At 37.5% G+C, this 18,841-nt stretch carries 18 protein-coding genes; all 18 read right to left on the bottom strand.

Features of this window, described 5'->3' with window-relative positions; all coding sequences use genetic code 11:
• Nucleotides 1-28: 28 nt before the first annotated feature.
• Nucleotides 29-1,318, bottom strand: coding sequence for a dicarboxylate/amino acid:cation symporter (locus AC3B5D_RS05275; protein ID WP_489841049.1), 1,290 nt, complete (start codon nucleotides 1,316-1,318; stop codon nucleotides 29-31).
• An 88-nt stretch (nucleotides 1,319-1,406) separates the two neighbouring features.
• Entirely contained in the window at nucleotides 1,407-1,763 is a 357-nt protein-coding gene (rplS, locus tag AC3B5D_RS05280) for a 50S ribosomal protein L19 (protein ID WP_489841048.1), read from the bottom strand.
• Between the two features lie 121 nt (nucleotides 1,764-1,884).
• The gene (gene trmD, locus AC3B5D_RS05285) at nucleotides 1,885-2,625 is read right to left on the bottom strand and encodes a tRNA (guanosine(37)-N1)-methyltransferase TrmD (RefSeq protein WP_489841047.1); all 741 of its coding nucleotides are present in this window, start codon (nucleotides 2,623-2,625) and stop codon (nucleotides 1,885-1,887) included.
• Nucleotides 2,626-2,627: 2 nt separating this feature from the next.
• Nucleotides 2,628-3,134, bottom strand: coding sequence for a ribosome maturation factor RimM (gene rimM / locus AC3B5D_RS05290; protein WP_489841046.1), 507 nt, complete (start codon nucleotides 3,132-3,134; stop codon nucleotides 2,628-2,630).
• Nucleotides 3,135-3,408: 274 nt separating this feature from the next.
• On the bottom strand, nucleotides 3,409-3,681 hold the full coding sequence (rpsP, locus tag AC3B5D_RS05295) for a 30S ribosomal protein S16 (RefSeq protein WP_489841045.1): 273 nt from the start codon (nucleotides 3,679-3,681) through the stop codon (nucleotides 3,409-3,411).
• Nucleotides 3,682-3,772: 91 nt separating this feature from the next.
• On the bottom strand, nucleotides 3,773-5,224 hold the full coding sequence (ffh, locus tag AC3B5D_RS05300) for a signal recognition particle protein (protein ID WP_489841044.1): 1,452 nt from the start codon (nucleotides 5,222-5,224) through the stop codon (nucleotides 3,773-3,775).
• A 4-nt stretch (nucleotides 5,225-5,228) separates the two neighbouring features.
• Entirely contained in the window at nucleotides 5,229-5,570 is a 342-nt protein-coding gene (locus tag AC3B5D_RS05305) for a putative DNA-binding protein (protein ID WP_489841043.1), read from the bottom strand.
• Nucleotides 5,570-6,838, bottom strand: a complete 1,269-nt coding sequence (gene ftsY, locus AC3B5D_RS05310) for a signal recognition particle-docking protein FtsY (protein WP_489878282.1) — start codon at nucleotides 6,836-6,838, stop codon at nucleotides 5,570-5,572. Before ftsY ends, AC3B5D_RS05305 begins: the two co-directional genes overlap by 1 nt.
• Nucleotides 6,839-6,852: 14 nt before the next feature.
• Nucleotides 6,853-10,407 (bottom strand): chromosome segregation protein SMC, encoded by a 3,555-nt coding sequence (gene smc, locus AC3B5D_RS05315; RefSeq protein ID WP_489841041.1) that lies wholly within the window; start codon nucleotides 10,405-10,407, stop codon nucleotides 6,853-6,855.
• A gap of 9 nt (nucleotides 10,408-10,416) precedes the next feature.
• Nucleotides 10,417-11,115, bottom strand: coding sequence for a ribonuclease III (gene rnc, locus AC3B5D_RS05320; RefSeq protein WP_489841040.1), 699 nt, complete (start codon nucleotides 11,113-11,115; stop codon nucleotides 10,417-10,419).
• Nucleotides 11,116-11,351: 236 nt separating this feature from the next.
• Nucleotides 11,352-11,594, bottom strand: a complete 243-nt coding sequence (gene acpP, locus AC3B5D_RS05325; protein WP_489841039.1) for an acyl carrier protein — start codon at nucleotides 11,592-11,594, stop codon at nucleotides 11,352-11,354.
• 69 nt (nucleotides 11,595-11,663) lie between these two features.
• Nucleotides 11,664-12,698: a phosphate acyltransferase PlsX gene (plsX, locus tag AC3B5D_RS05330; protein WP_489841038.1), complete on the bottom strand. Its 1,035-nt coding sequence runs from the start codon at nucleotides 12,696-12,698 to the stop codon at nucleotides 11,664-11,666.
• Nucleotides 12,699-12,798: 100 nt separating this feature from the next.
• A complete protein-coding gene (gene recG / locus AC3B5D_RS05335; protein WP_489841037.1) occupies nucleotides 12,799-14,835 on the bottom strand; it encodes an ATP-dependent DNA helicase RecG in 2,037 nt (678 codons plus the stop codon).
• 122 nt (nucleotides 14,836-14,957) lie between these two features.
• Nucleotides 14,958-16,646, bottom strand: coding sequence for a DAK2 domain-containing protein (locus tag AC3B5D_RS05340; RefSeq protein ID WP_489841036.1), 1,689 nt, complete (start codon nucleotides 16,644-16,646; stop codon nucleotides 14,958-14,960).
• Between the two features lie 24 nt (nucleotides 16,647-16,670).
• On the bottom strand, nucleotides 16,671-17,033 hold the full coding sequence (locus tag AC3B5D_RS05345) for an Asp23/Gls24 family envelope stress response protein (RefSeq protein ID WP_489841035.1): 363 nt from the start codon (nucleotides 17,031-17,033) through the stop codon (nucleotides 16,671-16,673).
• Between the two features lie 139 nt (nucleotides 17,034-17,172).
• Nucleotides 17,173-17,373 carry a 50S ribosomal protein L28 gene (gene rpmB / locus AC3B5D_RS05350; RefSeq protein WP_003609111.1) on the bottom strand — a complete coding sequence of 67 codons (201 nt, stop codon included), beginning with the start codon at nucleotides 17,371-17,373 and terminating at the stop codon, nucleotides 17,173-17,175.
• A gap of 121 nt (nucleotides 17,374-17,494) precedes the next feature.
• On the bottom strand, nucleotides 17,495-18,163 hold the full coding sequence (locus AC3B5D_RS05355; protein WP_489841034.1) for a thiamine diphosphokinase: 669 nt from the start codon (nucleotides 18,161-18,163) through the stop codon (nucleotides 17,495-17,497).
• The gene (rpe, locus tag AC3B5D_RS05360; RefSeq protein WP_489841033.1) at nucleotides 18,163-18,822 is read right to left on the bottom strand and encodes a ribulose-phosphate 3-epimerase; all 660 of its coding nucleotides are present in this window, start codon (nucleotides 18,820-18,822) and stop codon (nucleotides 18,163-18,165) included. Before rpe ends, AC3B5D_RS05355 begins: the two co-directional genes overlap by 1 nt.
• Nucleotides 18,823-18,841: the final 19 nt, after the last annotated feature.

Consider the following 18,841-nt stretch of genomic DNA (forward strand, 5'->3'; position numbering starts at 1 on the left):
ACTGTCAATACGTGGCTGTTATGTCTATTTAATCATTTAATTTTGCCAAATACGCGATATTTTTCTTATCGTCAAAATCTTTTTCAGATTTTGCAATAACGATGGATGCCGTTGAATTACCAACAACATTAACGACTGTTCGTCCCATATCAACTAACCGATCAACACCCGCAATAAAAGCAAGTCCTTGGGCTGGTACACCAATCGACGAAACAGTTGCTAGTAACACCACAAACGATGCGCCAGGAACACCAGCCATTCCCTTAGAAGTAATCATCAATACAACTAACAACGTTATTTGTTGCGTTAGCGATAAATGAATATTGTACGCTTGTGCCATAAATAGTGCACCAATTGCTTGATAAATTGCTGAACCATCTAAATTAAACGTATAACCTGTTGGCACCACAAATGAGACAACTCCCTGACTAACCCCAAATTTTTCCATTTTAGAAACAATTCGAGGTAAAGTTGCTTCTGATGAAGCAGTTGTAAAGGCCAAAATAATTTCTTCTCTTAAGACTTTAAATAAATTAAAAACATTCACATGATAAAAGCGCAACACGAAACCTAAAATAACTACCATGAAAATTAGCATCGTTAAATAAGCAACAAAAATAAAGTAACCCAATGACTCGAGTGATTTCAACCCCATCTGGGCAACTGTCGCTCCGATTAGCGCACCAACACCAATTGGTGCTAACTGCATCACCCAATTAGTTACCTTAAACATAACCTCTGCCACTGCATCCAACAAATCAATAATAATTTGCCCTTTTTGACCAATTGCTGCTGTTCCTAAACCAAAAAAAACAGAGAACAAAATAACTTGTAACATCTTACTATCTGCTAGCGACGCAAAGAAATTAGTTGGAACAATATCCATAATCGTTGTCCAAACGCTACCTGTGCCCGCTGACTTAGCGGTCGCCAAATAACTACTGATATTTGTGGCTTGAAGATGGTGGATGTCAACATGTGCTCCTGGTTCAAAGACATTTCCAGCAATCATTCCTAGAATAATGGCAATGGTTGACAATATCTCAAAGTAAATCAGTGTTTTCAATCCAACACGACCTAGTTTACGCATATCACCCATTTTAGCAATGCCCACCGTCAAACTTGAAACAACAATTGGTAACACAATCATTTGAATTAAACCAATAAACATTGTCCCGATATTTTGCATAGCTGTAATGGCTACTTTATTTTGAAAGAAAATAACACCTAAAATAATACCGATAATTAAACCAAAAACAATCCGCCAACCTAAGCCAATATTGCGCTTTTCTCTTTTTGTTTTACCACTCGCAGTCACAATTCTTCCCCCTCTTAATACATTTATCTAACAACAAAAAAGGCCAACCCCCAGAGGTTGGCCTTTCTTCGCTAATAGTTTACCCTTATTAGCCGCGGCGTGCTTCTGAAATACGAGCAGCCTTTCCATGCAATGCACGTAAGTAATACAACTTTGCACGACGTACGCGTCCATGGCGGATTACTTCAATTTTATCAACACGTGGTGAGTGCAATGGGAACGTACGCTCCACACCAACACCACTTGAAATCTTACGAACAGTATAAGTAGCTTGAATACCAGTACCCTTACGCTTAATGACAACACCCTCAAACATTTGGATACGTTCACGTGAACCTTCGACAATACGTGCGTGAACACGAACTGAGTCTCCAGCACGGAATTCTGGAATATCTGTACGTAATTGGTCAGCAACCAACTTCTCTAATAAAGCGTTTTGACGCATAATTAATTCTCCTCTTCGACAATCATTTCACCACCCGGCCAGCGGATTATCGGGTTTATTTTGTGCTACGAAGCACCGATTAAAATCATATCATATTATTTACAACATCACAAGCTAAAGCTTAATCAGTTGTTTGTTCTTCCTGCTTAATGTCATTTAATAATTGACGGTCACTACTTGTTAATGGATAATTCAATAACAAATCAGGACGCCGTTGATAAGTACGGCGAAGAGCTTCTTTATGTTTCCATTTAGCAATATTGGCATGATGACCTGATAAAAGCACTGATGGCACTTGTAATCCTCTGAAGTTCGCTGGACGTGTATATTGTGGATACTCAAGTAGTCCTGTAGAAAAAGATTCATCCACAGCAGACCGATCGTCCCCTAAAGCTTCATCTAATAGTCGCACAGTTGCATCAACAACAACCATTGCTCCTAGTTCACCACCTGTAAGGACAAAATCACCTAAAGAGACTTCATCATCAACGAGTGTTCGAATACGTTCATCATATCCTTCATAATGACCCGCAATAATGGTTAAATGATCTTCTTTTGCAAATTCTTCTGCCACTGATTGATTAAATGTTTTACCAGCAGGATCCATTAGAATCACACGACCACGATTACCAGCATCCTTTTCAACGGCATCCATTGCATCAAATAAAGGTTGTGGCATCAGTAGCATCCCTTGACCACCACCATATATTTCGTCATCAACTTTATGATGTTTATTTGTTGTATAATTTCTAAAATCAGTGACATTAAAGTCCACTAAACCTCGTTCAACCGTTTTACCAATAATTGATTCACGCATCGGCGCAAACATATTGGGAAATAAACTTAATACATCAATTCGCATATTTAAATTTCCTCTAGCAAATTTACATTCGCCGTGCCGGCTTCTAAATCAACTGCTGTCACAACATCCGCAATAAATGGTAACAACATATCTTCCTTACCTTCTGTTTTAACAACCCAAACATCATTAGCCGGCATTGGCAAAATTTCACTCACTTTGCCAATCATTGTCATCGTTGCATTATCAATAATCTTTAGACCAATAATTTCATGATAATAAAATTCACCATCTGGTAAATCTTGTTGCAACGTATCAGTTACCATGACATCACAATCTTTATATTGTTCAACATCATTAATATTGTTCATACCAGTAAAACTAACCAATATAAATTGTTTATGTTGGCGAGTCGTTGCAATTTTTACTGACACATCTCCTCGTTTTGTCTGGATAACCAATTCTTGGCCTTTTTGAAATCGTTCCGCTGGAAAATCTGTCGTTGGCATGATTCGCACTTCACCTCGAATACCATGTGTATTCACGATTCTACCCACTTTATAAAGTGCCATGTTTTCTTCCTTTTCATTCGTTATATTAATTGTAGTATACCAGTAAAATAAAGTTAACTAAATAGGTAATTCGTTAAATTGATATCACCTTATTAATTGTTTCCGAGCCACAAATCAATTTTGCAATATTTATTTTGAAAAACATTTTGCTGTTTTATCCAGTCAAACTGTCGCACTTTCCTCAAAAAAATCTAAACTCATCAACACTAATATCATGAATCCAATCTAATAGGCACAAAAAAGGGAACTCAATGCTGAGTCCCCTTTTTACAACTTATTTTGAATACTTTGCGTTATGGTACTTCTCCATAATGCCAGCATTTGAAAGCAAGTTTTTAACAGTATCTGATGGTTGTGCACCATTGTTCAACCATGACAAGATTAGTTCTTCGTCTAACTTAACTTCTGATGGTTGTACCAGTGGATTGTAAGTTCCAACTGTCTCAATAAAACGGCCATCACGAGGTGAACGTGAATCAGCAACAACGATACGATATACAGGGTGCTTCTTTGAACCCATGCGCTTTAAGCGAATTTTAACTGCCATATTTTAAATAATTCCTCCAGTCGTTTTCTACAAATACCACTATAACAGACTTAAGCAGTGCTGTAAAGTGTTTTCCCTTTACACTTTATCATTAACGACGTTTCTTTTTATTTTTACGGATTTTTCGTGCCATTTGCTTCATTGCAATATTAGCCATTTTCCCTTTCATACCGCCACTGTTTCCAGGGAAACCTGCGCCACTACCACCCATGGCATTCATCATTTGTTCCATGCCAGCCATGTTACCATTCATAACGCCACTCATCATCTTTTTCATTTGATTAAATTGTTTCACCATACGATTAACTTCAACAACTGGGCGACCTGCACCAGCTGCTAAGCGACGCTTTCTTGATGGATTTAACACATCTGGATTTTCACGTTCTTCTGGCGTCATTGACATCACAATTGCTCGGATATGTGCCATATCTTTGGGATCAATTTTGGCATTTTTGAGAGCTGGATTATTAGCCATACCAGGAATCATCTTCATAATATCTTCTAAAGGTCCCATATTTTGTAGTTGATCCATTTGATCAATGAAATCATTAAAATCAAACGTATTTGATTTCATTTTTTCCATTGTTTCAGCGGCTTCTTTTTCGTCGTAATCTTTTTGTGCTTTTTCAATCAGTGTGAGTAAGTCACCCATGCCCAAAATACGACTAGCCATCCGATCTGGATAGAAAATATCCAAATCAGTCATTTTTTCACCTTGACCAACAAATTTAATCGGCTTACCTGTTACTGCACGAATTGATAGAGCAGCTCCACCACGAGTATCACCGTCTAACTTGGTCAATACAACACCAGAAATATCTAAACGATCATTAAATCCTTCAGCCGTTTCAACAGCATTTTGACCAGTCATCGCATCAACAACCAATAGAATTTCATCAGGGTGTGCAATGTCCTTAATATCTGCTAATTCTTGCATCAATGCTTCGTCAATCTGTAAACGACCAGCCGCATCAATAAAAACATAATCAGACTTTAATTCTGTTGCTTTTTCCATACCCGCTTGAACAATTTTGCGTGGATCAACGTCTGTTCCCATATCAAAAACGGGTACATCAATTTGTTCACCCAAAGTCTTTAATTGTTCAATGGCAGCAGGACGATAAACGTCAGCTGCAATCATTAACGGACGCGCATTTTGCTCTTCTTTAAGCTTTAATGCTAGCTTACCAGCCGTTGTTGTTTTACCAGCTCCTTGTAAACCAACCATCATAATAACAGTTGGTATTTTTGGTGACTTATTTAATGGGACAGCCGATTCTCCCATCATGGCTGTTAATTCATCATTAACGATTGAAACAATTTGTTGGGCAGGATTTAATCCCTCTAAAACCTTAGCCCCCGCTGCTTTTTCACGAACACTTCGGACAAAATCTTTAACAACTTTAAAGTTAACATCAGCTTCAAGTAATGCCAACCGAATTTCACGCATTGTTTCACGCAAATCTGCATCTGTAACTTTTCCTTTACGTCGTAAACCACTTAAGGCTTTTTGTAGTCGATCTGTTAAACCTTCAAAGGCCATTATCTTACTCCTCTTCTAATGTAACTAATTGGATAGCTAAACGGACCAACGTTTCGTCAGTTGGATAATGATTTTTTATATAATCATTCAAGTTATCCGCTGCTTGTTGTCTACTCTGATAATCATTATAGAGATGTAGTTTTTTCTCATAACTTTCCAGTAATTGCGTACTCCTCTTAATATTATCATAGACTGCTTGACGAGAAACATGATATTCCTCAGCAATTTCCCCCAAAGAATAATCATCTGCATAATATAGTTGTAAATAACTATTCTGCTTTGCTGTTAGTAGGGGTTGATAAAAATCGAACAACATATTCAACCGCATACTTTTTTCCAATTCCATTATTTGGTCTCCGTTAATAAACTACCAAACAGACTCTTGGCAAAATCATTCGCTTCAAATGGTTGGATATCTGTAACCTTTTCACCCAAGCCAACCCACTTTACTGGTAAGTGGAGTTCATTACGAATCGGTAAAATAATACCACCTTTTGCTGTACCATCCAATTTTGTAAGGACAATACCCGTAACATCTGTTGAATCTTTAAACAATTTTGCCTGTTGTACAGCATTTTGACCCGTAGTTGCGTCTAACGTTAACAATACTTCCTGTGGTTCATTTGGTAATTCACGCGTAATCACACGCTTCATTTTTGATAACTCTTGCATAAGATTAACATTATTTTGCAAACGGCCAGCCGTATCGACAAACAAAATGTCTGCATGTGTCTCAATTGCAGTACGAACACCGTCATAGACAACTGATGCTGGATCGGCTTTCGCATTTCCAGTAACAACTGGAATACCATTACGCTCACCCCACACAACTAATTGTTCAGTTGCACCAGCACGAAATGTATCGGCTGCCGCCAAAACAACCTTTTTACCAGCACGTTTATAGTAGGCTGACAACTTACCAATGGTCGTCGTCTTACCAACACCGTTAACACCAACCAACAACACAACCGTTGGTCCTTCTGATGCAAAATGCATAGAAGCATCCTCGTTAATGCCTTGTGTTTGGTATAAATCAACTAGCTTATCAACAATCACTTTAGAGATATCTTGTTTACTTTTAGCATTTTGTAATTTTACTTCATCGCGTAATTCTTCAGTTAGTTGGATAGCTGTTTGTGCACCAACATCTGCACCAATCAAAGTTTCTTCTAAATCTTCAAAAAATTCTTCATCAACAGATCGGAATTTTGCCATAAACGTATTCCAACGTTCTGACCAAGTCTTTTTCGTTTTATTTAATCCCGTATCTAACTTTTCACTAGCGTTTTCTGTTTCTGTTTCTGTTTCTGTTTCTGTTTCTGTTTCTGTTTCTGTTTCTGTTTCTGTTTCTGTTTCTGTTTCTGTTTCTGTTTCTGTTTCTGTTTCTGTTTCTGTTTCTGTTTCTGTTTCTGTTTCTGTTTCTGTTTCTGTTTCTGTTTCTAAAGTGTTGACCTTGGGCAAAATAATGTCAACTGCTTGACCAGGTGTTGGTTGCAAGATTTCTACTTTGACAGCCTCAACTGGTGGCATCTCATTTTCCCAACTACTTGGGAACAATACTTCAACTTCAACGGTTTTTACTGGCTTTTTCCTAAAAAAATCAAATAATCCCATGATTAATTTATCTCCTAACTTTCTACCAGAGTTTCATCCAAATCAGTTAGATTAACTGACACCATGGTTGAGACGCCCGGTTCTTGCATGGTTACACCATAAAGAACATCTGCCTGAGTCATCGTTCCTTTACGGTGTGTGATAACGATAAATTGCGTTTGATGATTGACTTCATGAAGATAATTTGCAAATCGATCAACATTTGCTTCATCTAGTGCTGCCTCTGTTTCATCAAGAATGGCGAATGGTACAGGCCGAACAGCCAAAATTGCAAATAATAAGCTAATTGCCGTTAATGCCTTTTCACCACCTGATAATAAACTTAATTGTTGCCGTTTTTTTCCGGGTGGCTGAACTTCAATATTAATGCCTGTGGTTAATAGATTTTCTGGATCTGTTAATACTAGTGAAGCCTGTCCACCACCAAACATTTTAACAAAAATTTGCGTAAATTGTGTTGCAATGGCATCAAAAGTCGTCTGAAAGCGGGTTATCACTTCCGTGTCCATTTCAGCCATCGTTTCTTGCAAATTATCCCTTGCTGAAATGAGATCATCTTTTTGCTGTGCTAAAAAATCATAGCGTTCTTTAACTGTTTGATACTCTTCAACAGCATTCAAATTAACATGACCAATTTCATTTAACCCTTGTTTTAATAATTTCAATTTCGTACGAATGGTATCAATATCAATATCTAAAAGCTCCGATTTTGCAAACTCAAACGATGTATCATAGGTTGTTTCCAAAGTTTGTTCATTCGTATTAATTGATGATCGTAATTCACCTAAGCGCCCATCAAATTGAGACATAATCGTTACCGTGTTATTAACGGTATCTTGTGTCATACTAAGTTCTGCGTTAAGCGTATCATGTCGTGCTTGAATATGTTGTAATTTTGCTTGCACATCTGCTAATGACTGCGTCACTTTTATTTTCTCAGTTTGTGTCTGCTTTAAGCGACGTGCCAATTTTTCTTGAACATCATTTTCATTTTGCGTTAAATCTTGTAATTGTTGTTCAATTGTCGTGATTTGTCGTTGTTCAGCAGTTTTTTGTTCATACAAATCTTTTTTTCGAACCGCTAACGACGATAAGACTGCTTCAGATTTTGCTAAAGCTGACTCCAAATCACTGATTTTTTTATCAGCTATCGTAATTTCATTTTGAATATCTTTTTGATCACTTAATTGCTCATCCAACATTTGCTGAAGGGCTTGTTGTTTATTAGATAAATCTGCAATCAATTGTGTATTTTGATCAACAGACATTTTTTGATTTTGTGCATCTGCAACCAATTGATGTTCATATTGTAAAGCAGCCTGCTCTTTTTTTACTTGACTAAGTGTTGATTCTGCTAATTGTAAGTTAGCTTTTGCAGTTTGTGATTGCTCATTTGTTTTTAATACAGCAACTTGTTGCTGATTAAAACTGTCAGTTATCTCCTTTAAAGCGGCATCTAAATCTTTAACATGTTTCTCCAATGCCAAAGTTGTTTGATGCAGATCATTTTCTTGACGATTTAATTTTGCAATTTCATTTTTTTGTGATAGTAACCCATTGCCATGTTGCCTAGTCGCCCCACCAGTCATTGAACCACCAGCATTCATTATTTGCCCATCCAAGGTTACTAATCGTACGCGATGTTGCATTGTTTTAGCCATCGTAATAGCCGCTGACATATCAACAACAACAATTGTCATGCCAAGTAAATTTGCAATAATGTTTTTATATGCTTCATCTGACTGAACTAAATCAGACGCGACACCAACAAACCCTGTTAACGATTGTGCTGTCTTTAATTGCTGATCAGAAATGCGCCGTGCTTTAATCGCTGTTTGCGGTAAAAAGGTTACTCTGCCTAAACGATGCTTTGCTAAATATTGAATTGCTGTTTTTCCAACTTGTTCATCTCGAACAACAACATGTTGTAAGGCTGAACCTAAAGCCGTTTCAATCGCGATTCGATGAGTGTCTGACACAGTAATCAAGTCCGCAATCACACCTTGAATACCCGAAAATTGTTGTTCAGCTTTCATCAAATTTTTAACACCTTGATAGTAACCATCATAATTTTCAGCTAAATGCTTCAGTGATTGTAAACGCGTACTCAATCGCTGTTCTTGTTCCATTTGCTTAAACCATTCTTGACGTACACTATTTCGTTGTTGTTCTAATTGTTGTCCTTGTAATTTAATTTTTTCGAAAATCTGTTGTGCTTCAATTAACTCTTTTGTCGCAACATTCAGACGGGTATTCTTATCTGCAACTCGTGTCTGAGCATCTGTTAGTCGCTGTGCCACTTGTTGTACACGCTGTTGTAATCGCAAAGATTCAGCATCACTACGTTTGGTTTCTTGTGCCAAATAATTTTGCTCATTTTTAGCACTAGTCAAGTCCTGCATAGTTGCTACCAAGTCACGACGTGTTTCTTCAATTTGCTGTGTAATTTTTGCTAGCTTTGTCCTTGGATGCAAATCAAGCACTTGTGCCCTTGATTGGTCATATTGCTTGTATTTAGCTTGCTGATCAGCTAATTCGTGTGCACATTGCTGATAAGCCTTTTCTAAAACAGTCAATCTATCTAACGCTGCTTGACGTCGTTCAGTCAAATCTTTTGTCGTTTTGAAACGATTTTTATGGCGTTCAGCCTGGACATTTTGTTCACCAGTTAATTGCTCAACTTGTTGTGTCGTAACAACTAATTTTGCTTGCAATGTTTGTTGTTGCGTATTTAATTGTGTCTGTTCTTCATCAAGATGTTGTAATTTTTGCTTCTTCTCATGTAAAACCAGTTGTTGCTGCTCATAATTGGCCTTTTCTGCTGTTGATTTTGCAGTCAAATTTTCCTTTTCTTCATACCAATCTAACAATTCAAGTACCAAACGTGATTGGTCTAATTGATCATACGAAGCTTTTGTTGTTAAATAGTCCTGCGCTTTGGCTGACTCTTTTGCTAAAGGTTCAACACGTCCCTGTAATTCATATAAAATGTCTGCCACACGTGTTAAATTATCATGAACATCAACTAATTCTTTTTCTGCTTTATCTTTATTTTGCTTATATTTATAAACACCTGCCACATCTTCAATAATACTGCGACGTTCAATTGGTTTTTCACTAAAAACACTTTCAACTCGACCTTGTGAGATAATTGAAAAACTTTCACGTCCTAATCCGGAATCCATAAATAATTCGTGAATATCTCTTAAACGAACTGTTACACCATTGATTTGATAATTGGACTCACCATTTCGATATAAAGTTCGTTTAATCGTTATCTCTGAATACTCTGAATTCAAATAATGATCAGTATTATCAAATGTAATTGCCACCTCAGCACGATTTAATGGCGCCCTTTTTGAAGTACCATCAAAAATGACATCTGCCATTTTGTCGCCACGTAATCCTTTTGCTGACTGTTCACCCATTACCCAGCGGATTGCCTCAATAATATTAGACTTTCCGGACCCATTGGGACCAACAACCCCGGTAATACCTGGCATAAATTCAATTTTGGTTCGTTCGGCAAACGACTTAAAACCAGTTATTTCCAAAGTTTTTAATTTCATTTTACATTCCTAGTTGTTCATTAAAGATTGGTAAGCTTTTCGAGCTGCCATTTTTTCAGCATCCTTGGTAGACTTACCTTCACCGACTGCCAATGCTTTATCGTCAACCGCGACTTGCATTGTAAATATTTGTTCATTATTCGAGATAGCTTGTTCATCAAGCTTGGTATACGTTATTTTAACGGTACCATGACGTTGTAAATACTCTTGCAACTTTGACTTATAATCAACGAATTGATCAAAAAAGCCTTCATCAATTTTAACAAACATCATTTCATCTAAAAAGCGCATCACAACTTCTTGTCCTTGATCCAAAAATAAAGCACCGATAAATGCTTCCCATAGATCTTCCAGCAAAGAATCACGATGACGTGCGCCTGATAATTCTTCACCATGACCTAATTGTACATATCGATCTAGATGCAACTCACGTGACAAAGCTGCGAATGCTCTTGTTTGAACCATTGAAATTCTCAACTCTGTCAATCGACCTTCATCCCAATTTGGAAAACGTTTAAATAAATAAACTGCTGTCGATTGTTGCATAACTGCATCACCCAAAAATTCAAGGCGTTGATAATCACCACCAGTATAACCAGGGTGTTCATTAATATAATTTGCTTGTGTTAACGCTTCTTCTAGTAACTTCATATCATTAAAATGAATATGATGTTTTGCTGCTAAATCTTCTTGTAATTGTTGGAACATATTCCTACCCTCTTTTGTATATATACTTTTCTATTATACCAGACCGGTAATTATCTATATCATTTTTTGGTGGACAAATCATGATATTATGTGACAAAAGATGCTCTGAAATCATTTGTAGTTGTTTTTACAATATTGTTTCTATCTCTCAAAACACGTTTAAGGCCGTCAATCTAACCATAATTGATAGATTGACGGCCTTTTCCGTTACTTGAAACAGCAACATCATTAATTTTTTATTTCACACGCGATGCAATATAATCAACGGTATTATTGACGGTAATTAATTTTTCGGCATCTTCATCAGAAATCTCAGCACCAAACTCATCTTCCATTTCCAATACGAGTTCCACAAAGTCAATTGAGTCTGCATCAATGTCTTTTGTAAAATTTGTCTCACCAGTAACACTCGCTGGATCTAATTCAAAATGGTTTGCTACCAATGTGATTACTTTATCTAAAATCTCTTGTCGTTCCATGATTATTACTTCCTATTCTAAAAATCAACCGTATTAAGCTTATCGTAATTTATGAATAACGTCCAACTTTTAATCAGCTGACTTTGATAAGTCTGCTTTGTGAGCTGCTACAAAAGTTTCTGTCTTTTCAACCAGCTTTGTTTCCAACATCGTGTGTATTTGTGCCATTGTATTTGCGACTGCACTTGGACCAGCCGAACCATGTGTTTTAACGACTGGCGCTTTAACGCCAATAACAACTGCACCACCATGTTGCGAATAATCTAATCGTGACTGAATCCCCTTCATGGCTGGCTTTAACATTAATCCTGCTAACTTTGTTTTGACATTACCTTCCAAAATAGCATGCTTAATCAAATGTAACATTGCTAAAGCAGTTCCTTCAGTTGCTTTTAAAGCTGCATTACCTGAAAAGCCATCAGCAACTACAACATCAGCTGGTCCATGTAAGATATCACGTGATTCTACGTTACCAATAAAGTTAACATATGCTTGTTCTGCACCATGCTTTAATAATTGATGTGCTTCTTTATGAACAGGGTCACCTTTATCTTCTTCGGTACCATTATTTAACAAGCCAACACGTGGATTATCGTAACCAAGTACCTCTTTAGCATAGAAAGAACCTAAAATACCGTATTGGTACAGATGTGTTGGTCGATTTTCAGCATTAGCGCCAACATCCATCATTGCAAAAGCATCATGAAGCCCATCTAAGGCTGGTAAAACAGTTAATAGCGCTGGTCGATCAATGCCACGAATACGACCAACAGTAAAGATACCAACCGCTAGCAAAGCTCCTGTATTGCCGGCAGAGAATATCGCATCAGCTTTACCATCTTTAACAGCCTGTGCAGCCATCACTAATGAACTTTGCTTCTTACGACGAATTGCCTTCACAGGTTCTTCACCCATTTCGATAATTTCATCAGACTGGATCAATGTTAAATGTGTCTCATCTTTAACCAATGGCTTAACTTTATCCAATTGACCAAATAGTAAAAATTCAGTATCTGGCATTTGATTACGTGCTTTCTCAATACCAGCGACTATGGCTTCAGGTGCATTGTCACCACCCATTGCATCAACAGCAATTTTATACATAATTGACTCCTTCATGGACTGATTAATTTATTTTTTTAATAATTGCAATACTATAAAATGTACCACATTTTCACGTTTTGGTAAAAACATATCTCTAATTTTAATCAAAATTACGGTACCGATTCATGGTTTCAGACAACATTTCTGATAACACTAACATATCTGGTTCTTTATCCCAATCAGGGTTTTCAACAATTGCAATTGCTTCTTCTTGCGCAATATTCATCATCGTCAAATCAGCAATCGGATCCCCGACCCTAAATTCAGGTACACCTGATTGTCGATTACCTAAAACATCCCCTGATCCACGTAACTCCAAATCTTTTTGCGCTAATACAAAACCATCCGTTGTTGCAACCATGGCTTCCATACGATCAATACCATATTGTGTTTTAGGATCACTAATCAAAAACGTATAAGCTTGTCGATTACCTCGTCCAACTCGACCACGTAGTTGATGTAGCTGTGATAGACCAAATCTATCTGCATCTAAAATTAACATCACAGTTGCATTGGGTACATCGACCCCAACTTCAATAACCGTCGTTGCAACCAGTACTTGAAACTGATTTGCTTTGAACGCTGTCATAATGGCATCTTTTTCCTCATTAGATAGTCGACCATGTAGTAGACCGACCTGATAATTTGGGGCAAAATAAGCTGACAATTCATCATATACAGCCTGAGCATTTTGTACATCTAATGTTTCAGATTCCTCAATCAATGGTGTGACGACATAGGCTTGCGTGCCACTTGCCAATTGACTTTTAATAAATGTGATTACTTTATTTAATTCGTTATGTCGAAGCCAGAACGTCTTCGTCTGCTTTCTACCAGCCGGTAATTGGTCAATAATTGAAATATCCATTTCACCATAAGCCGTAATGGCCAAAGTTCGCGGAATTGGTGTTGCAGTCATTGCCAAAATATCAGGGTTAACACCAACTTTTCTAAGTGTTGCGCGTTGTTGAACACCAAACCGGTGCTGTTCATCAATGACTGCCAAACCGAGATTATGAAAAACAACATCTGGCTGAATTAAGGCATGTGTCCCAATTAAAATATCAATATCCCCCGCAATTAAGTCTGCTAAAATTTGTCGCCGAGCCGCTGCTTTTGTTGAACCTGTCAATAACTCCACACGCACTTCATTCGGATTAAAATAATTGCCAATCGTTTGTGCGTGCTGTTGTGCTAAAATTTCTGTCGGTGCCATTAAAGTTGCCTGCATGCCAGCTGTTATTGCCGCATACATTGCCAATGCAGCAACAACCGTCTTTCCTGACCCAACATCACCTTGTAATAATCTATTCATATGAACTGGTCGCCGCATATCACGAACAATCTCATTCACCACTCTTTTTTGCGCAGTTGTTAATTCAAATGGTAATTTCTTTATAAAGTCTTTTAATTTGTCATTGTTGTATATAATGGCTCTTCCTTGATTATGACGATCCATCTGTTTTATAACTTGTAACCGCATTTGAAATACAAAAAATTCCATAAACGAAGCCGTTCGTCGTGCTTCAGCCGCTGTTTGTGCATCTTCAGGCGCATGCATCCCAAACACAGTATCATGATAATTTAATAATCGATATTTATGTCGTATTTTTTCGGGAATAATATCGTTTGTCAATAAATCTCCATATTTACCAAGCGCTTGAAAAATTAAATCTTTAATCGTTGCTGCTTTAATTTCTTTAGATGATGGATAAATAGCTTCTAATTCATTTTCACTATTTTTAGGCATCATTTTAATGGCTGATAGGCTTTGATGTGTTTTATTGTATGTACCATAAATCGCAATTTCATCACCCATTGTAATATTTTTACTTAACCATGGTTGATTAAAAAAAGATATCTGAATGGTATCGTGTGCAACTGTGAGTCGAAAATTTAAGCGTGTTTTTTTATAACCAATGCGACTAATAACTGGTGGTGAAGTAACAATACCTTTAAACGTGACTTTTTCACCATCTAAAGTTTCTGAAGGCAGCTTTTGTGCCAAATCATTATACCGTCGTGGATAGTAAGTTAATAAATCATCAATCGTAAAAACCCCTAATTTATTTAAAGCTTGTTCTCGTTTTGACCCAACGCCTGATAACACCGCAATACTATCAAGTAAACTTGGCATACTCTCCCTCCATCCTTAAAAATGGTCAAAAGGTCTTTAGTACGATGCGCACTAAAGACCTTGTTAGCATTCTAATAGGTTTCTCGCCCATCATATTAATGTGCGCTAACCATGTTAGAACATTATTCAACTGATAGCAAGATTGGATATAATGGTTGACCACCATCATGAATCTCAAATTCTAATTCATCATCTAACGTTTCACCAACTGCTTGTAATGCTTCTGCGTCTGATTCTTGAGCATCTTGACCATAATAAATCGTTACTAACTCTGATTCTTCATCCAGCATCTTTTTTAATAAATCAACAGCGGCTTGATTAATGTCCGCATTGGGCACTGCCACGACAATTTCACCATCTAATAAGCCAATGGCATCGCCAGCTTGAATAGTTAAACCATTGATGGTCGTATCACGAACTGAAGTCGTTACAGATCCTGATTTAACCTCTGAAATAGTTGCAGACATTGCTGCAAAGTTATCATCAAAAGACTTCATTTGATCATAACCTAAGACCAATGCAGTCAATCCTTGTTGAACTGTCTTTGTCTTAACAACTTTAACTGGTACATCAGCCAATGAAGCGGCTTGTTCAGCAGCCATAAAAATATTACCGTCATTGGGCAGAATAATAGCTGAAGCTGCATGACTATCTGTCAATGCTTGTAATATATCCTGTGTTGCAGGTGCTTGTTGACTGTCAATAATAACGGTTGCACCAGCCGAAGCAAAAATTTCTTTAATACCCGCACCAGCAGCTGTTGTAATAACTGCAACTTCAGGGCCTTTACCAAGTTGTTCATCTGCAGTTGCTTGAGCTTTTTGCTTTTCAGCCGCATTTGCTGCTTCTACCTGTTGATCACGCATGTTGTCCACTTTAACTTTACGTAATGAACCAAATTCAGTCCCCCAATGAATGACATCACCTGGATCTTCAGTATGTACGTGAACCTTAACAACATCATCGTCATTAACCACCAACAATGAATCACCCATACTAGCTAGGTGATCATAAAAAGTATCATAATCAAATTTCTTATTGAAAGTTGTTCCTTTAGCAATATCAACCATGATTTCAGTGCAATAACCATACTTAATATCTTCTGGATTTAACTCACCTTGTACACCCGCATTATGTAAGGATAAGACCATTGCATCAAGATTCGCATTATCAAGTTCTGTTTTAACTTCTTGGCCCGAAAGAACAGCATAAAAAGCGCTTAAAACAATAACAAGTCCTTGGCCTCCTGAATCAACAACGCCAACTTCTTTCAAAACTGGTAATAATTCCGGTGTCGAAGCAAGCGCCTTTTCAGCTGCTGTTAATGCATCCGACATGACTTCTGTCACATCGTCAGAAGTTTTGGCAGTCCGATTAGCCGCTGCAGCAGCTTCACGAATAACCGTCAAAATTGTTCCTTCAGTGGGCTTCATCACTGCTTTATATGCCGTTTCTGCACCGCCCATCAAGGCATCTGCTAAATCACGAGCTGATAGCGTCTCTTTATCTGCAATCTTATTTGCAAAGCCGCGGAAAATTTGTGACAAAATCACTCCTGAATTACCACGAGCACCCATCAGCAAACCCTTCGCTGTTGCTTTTGCTAATTGACCAAGATGTGTATTATCTTCATTACGCTCATACTCAGCCCCACTTGCCATCGATAAAGTCATGTTGGTACCAGTATCCCCATCAGGAACTGGAAAAACATTTAATTTATTTATTTTTTCCGCATTATTTTTTAACGCTTCTGCTGCCGCGTTAATCATTTTACCAAACTCAACGTTGGTAATTGTCGTTACAACTTCCACAGTATTTAACTCCTTATAACTAGGCTAATCCCCTAGTATACGCACGCCCTGAACAGTTACATTAACTTCGCTGGCAACAATCCCTAACATAACATTTAAATCATTTTTAACACGTGCTTGTACACTTTTAGAAATTTCGGAAATTTTCATGCCATATCCAACGATAATATGAACATCTACCGTGACACCACCATTTTGTTGGCGAACAATAACACCCTTTGAGAAGTTATCACCATTCAATATCTGATTAACCCCATCACGCAACGGATTTTGACTTGCCATACCAACAACACCATAGTTATCAGTTGTTGCACTACCTACAATCGTTGCGATTACATCGTTTTCAATTTCAATTGCACCTTGTGCTGTTTGGATCTTAACTGTCATTAGAATGACCTCCGTATAAAACTAATACTATTTTACCACAAGCGATGGTCTAGTATTAGTTGGTAATCGTCACAATCATGTTTAATAATATACAATCGCTACATAAAAGAAAAAAGCCACCCAACGGTAGCTTTATTTCTTATACACGCTCAATTGAGCCGTTCTTCAAACCAGCCTTCAAAGTACGAGCTGATAGGTACACCTTCTTAGGTGCTGAACCGTTAATCTTAACCGTTACTTTTTGCAAGTTTGGCTTCCAGCTACGACGACTTGAGTTAAGGGCGTGTGAACGTTGGTTACCGAAGCGAGTACGCTTTCCATTGACTGCATCAACTGCCATATGTTTACCCTCCAATCTTAAGCTCTTTTAAATTCAGTGCTTTTATTTACTTGAATAATAATACCAAACCCTTACATAATAAGCAAGGGTTTTCTGTAAAGTATTTTTACTTTACACATTTTTACTGGTCAGCTGTTTGACCAATTAAGTCTCGACTTTGAATAACAGCTACAACACCTTGTTTAAATGAAAAATGATTCACTGTGCCAGCAAATTCATTTGAAGAAAAAGAAAATGGATTACCAGACCAATTGGTTAGTTGATATTTTTCATCCAATAACGTTAATCCTTGAACTGGTGTTAGTGGCATAAATCCTAAATAATCCATTGCAGGATCTTTTATAATCGTATGTTCACCTGGTAGAAAGAATGTTATGCGATTAATTCGATCAATAATGGTGACTTTCTCTATGATGTTCATAAAACGTGGTTGAGTAAAAATCCAAATATTTGACAATAACTGATCAATTCGGCCACCTGTTGCACCATAAATCTCAATTTTATCTGGATGATAATACTTTTCAACCAAAGTTAACAGTAATTCCGTATCTGTATCATCCTTTTCAGGTTTCACACTAACAATATTTGGTAATTGTGCGACCACTTCATGACGTTCTTGACTCGTCACTGAATCAAAATCACCAACAGTTAGAATTGGTGTTTTCCCTAAATTTAATAAGCGTAACGAACCTCGGTCTGCAGCTGCCCAAGGACCTTCTAATTTGCCAGCCTTTAAATCATCGGGCCATTCAACAATCGGACCACCAACTAATAAACGTATTCGTTCCATTAATCAGTTGTGACTTCCTTCAAACGAGCAATTTTAGCTGCAGGGTCGACTTTGTCATAAACATATGAGCCTGCAACAGCAACAGTTGCCCCAGCATCATAAGCTAATTTTGTTGTTTCATCGTTAGCACCACCATCAATTTCAATATCAAAGTCATAACCTTTTCTTCGTTTAATATTTGCCAACATTGCAATTTTTTCAAGTGTTTCTGGTAGAAACTTTTGACCACCAAAGCCTGGATTAACTGTCATAACCAAGACTTGATCAACCATGTGCAAAACTGGCTCAATCAGAGCAACAGCCGTACCAGGATTAATCACTACTTCTGCTTTAACACCATGACTTTTAATTTGTTGTAATGCTCGATGGATATGATTCGTTGCTTCATAGTGAACACCAATAATATCAGCACCATCTGCTGCAAATTCGTCAATGTAACGTTCTGGATTAACTACCATCAAGTGAACATCTAGCGTCATATCAGTAATTTTACGCAATGCCTTGACCCAATTAGGACCATAAGCAATCGCGGGGACAAACGTGCCATCCATCACATCAATATGAAGTAATTCGGCACCTGCTTTGTCAACCAGCTGCACATCACGTGCTAAATTTAAGTAGTCTGCAGCTAAAATTGATGGTGCGACTTTAATTGTCATAATTCTTACCCTCTTTAAA

It is taken from the genome of Weissella sp. ESL1177, assembly GCF_058107185.1.

Bases quoted from the DNA above. Each gene is read 5' to 3' on its own strand.
- rplS (WP_489841048.1), bottom strand. From the start codon at position 1,763: ATGCGTCAAAACGCTTTATTAGAGAAGTTGGTTGCTGACCAATTACGT.
- trmD (WP_489841047.1), bottom strand. From the start codon at position 2,625: ATGCGAATTGATGTATTAAGTTTATTTCCCAATATGTTTGCGCCGATG.
- rimM (WP_489841046.1), bottom strand. From the start codon at position 3,134: ATGGCACTTTATAAAGTGGGTAGAATCGTGAATACACATGGTATTCGA.
- rpsP (WP_489841045.1), bottom strand. From the start codon at position 3,681: ATGGCAGTTAAAATTCGCTTAAAGCGCATGGGTTCAAAGAAGCACCCT.
- ffh (WP_489841044.1), bottom strand. From the start codon at position 5,224: ATGGCCTTTGAAGGTTTAACAGATCGACTACAAAAAGCCTTAAGTGGT.
- AC3B5D_RS05305 (WP_489841043.1), bottom strand. From the start codon at position 5,570: ATGGAATTGGAAAAAAGTATGCGGTTGAATATGTTGTTCGATTTTTAT.
- ftsY (WP_489878282.1), bottom strand. From the start codon at position 6,838: ATGGGATTATTTGATTTTTTTAGGAAAAAGCCAGTAAAAACCGTTGAA.
- smc (WP_489841041.1), bottom strand. From the start codon at position 10,407: ATGAAATTAAAAACTTTGGAAATAACTGGTTTTAAGTCGTTTGCCGAA.
- rnc (WP_489841040.1), bottom strand. From the start codon at position 11,115: ATGTTCCAACAATTACAAGAAGATTTAGCAGCAAAACATCATATTCAT.
- acpP (WP_489841039.1), bottom strand. From the start codon at position 11,594: ATGGAACGACAAGAGATTTTAGATAAAGTAATCACATTGGTAGCAAAC.
- plsX (WP_489841038.1), bottom strand. From the start codon at position 12,698: ATGTATAAAATTGCTGTTGATGCAATGGGTGGTGACAATGCACCTGAA.
- recG (WP_489841037.1), bottom strand. From the start codon at position 14,835: ATGCCAAGTTTACTTGATAGTATTGCGGTGTTATCAGGCGTTGGGTCA.
- AC3B5D_RS05345 (WP_489841035.1), bottom strand. From the start codon at position 17,033: ATGACAGTTAAGATCCAAACAGCACAAGGTGCAATTGAAATTGAAAAC.
- rpmB (WP_003609111.1), bottom strand. From the start codon at position 17,373: ATGGCAGTTGATGCAGTCAATGGAAAGCGTACTCGCTTCGGTAACCAA.
- AC3B5D_RS05355 (WP_489841034.1), bottom strand. From the start codon at position 18,163: ATGGAACGAATACGTTTATTAGTTGGTGGTCCGATTGTTGAATGGCCC.
- rpe (WP_489841033.1), bottom strand. From the start codon at position 18,822: ATGACAATTAAAGTCGCACCATCAATTTTAGCTGCAGACTACTTAAAT.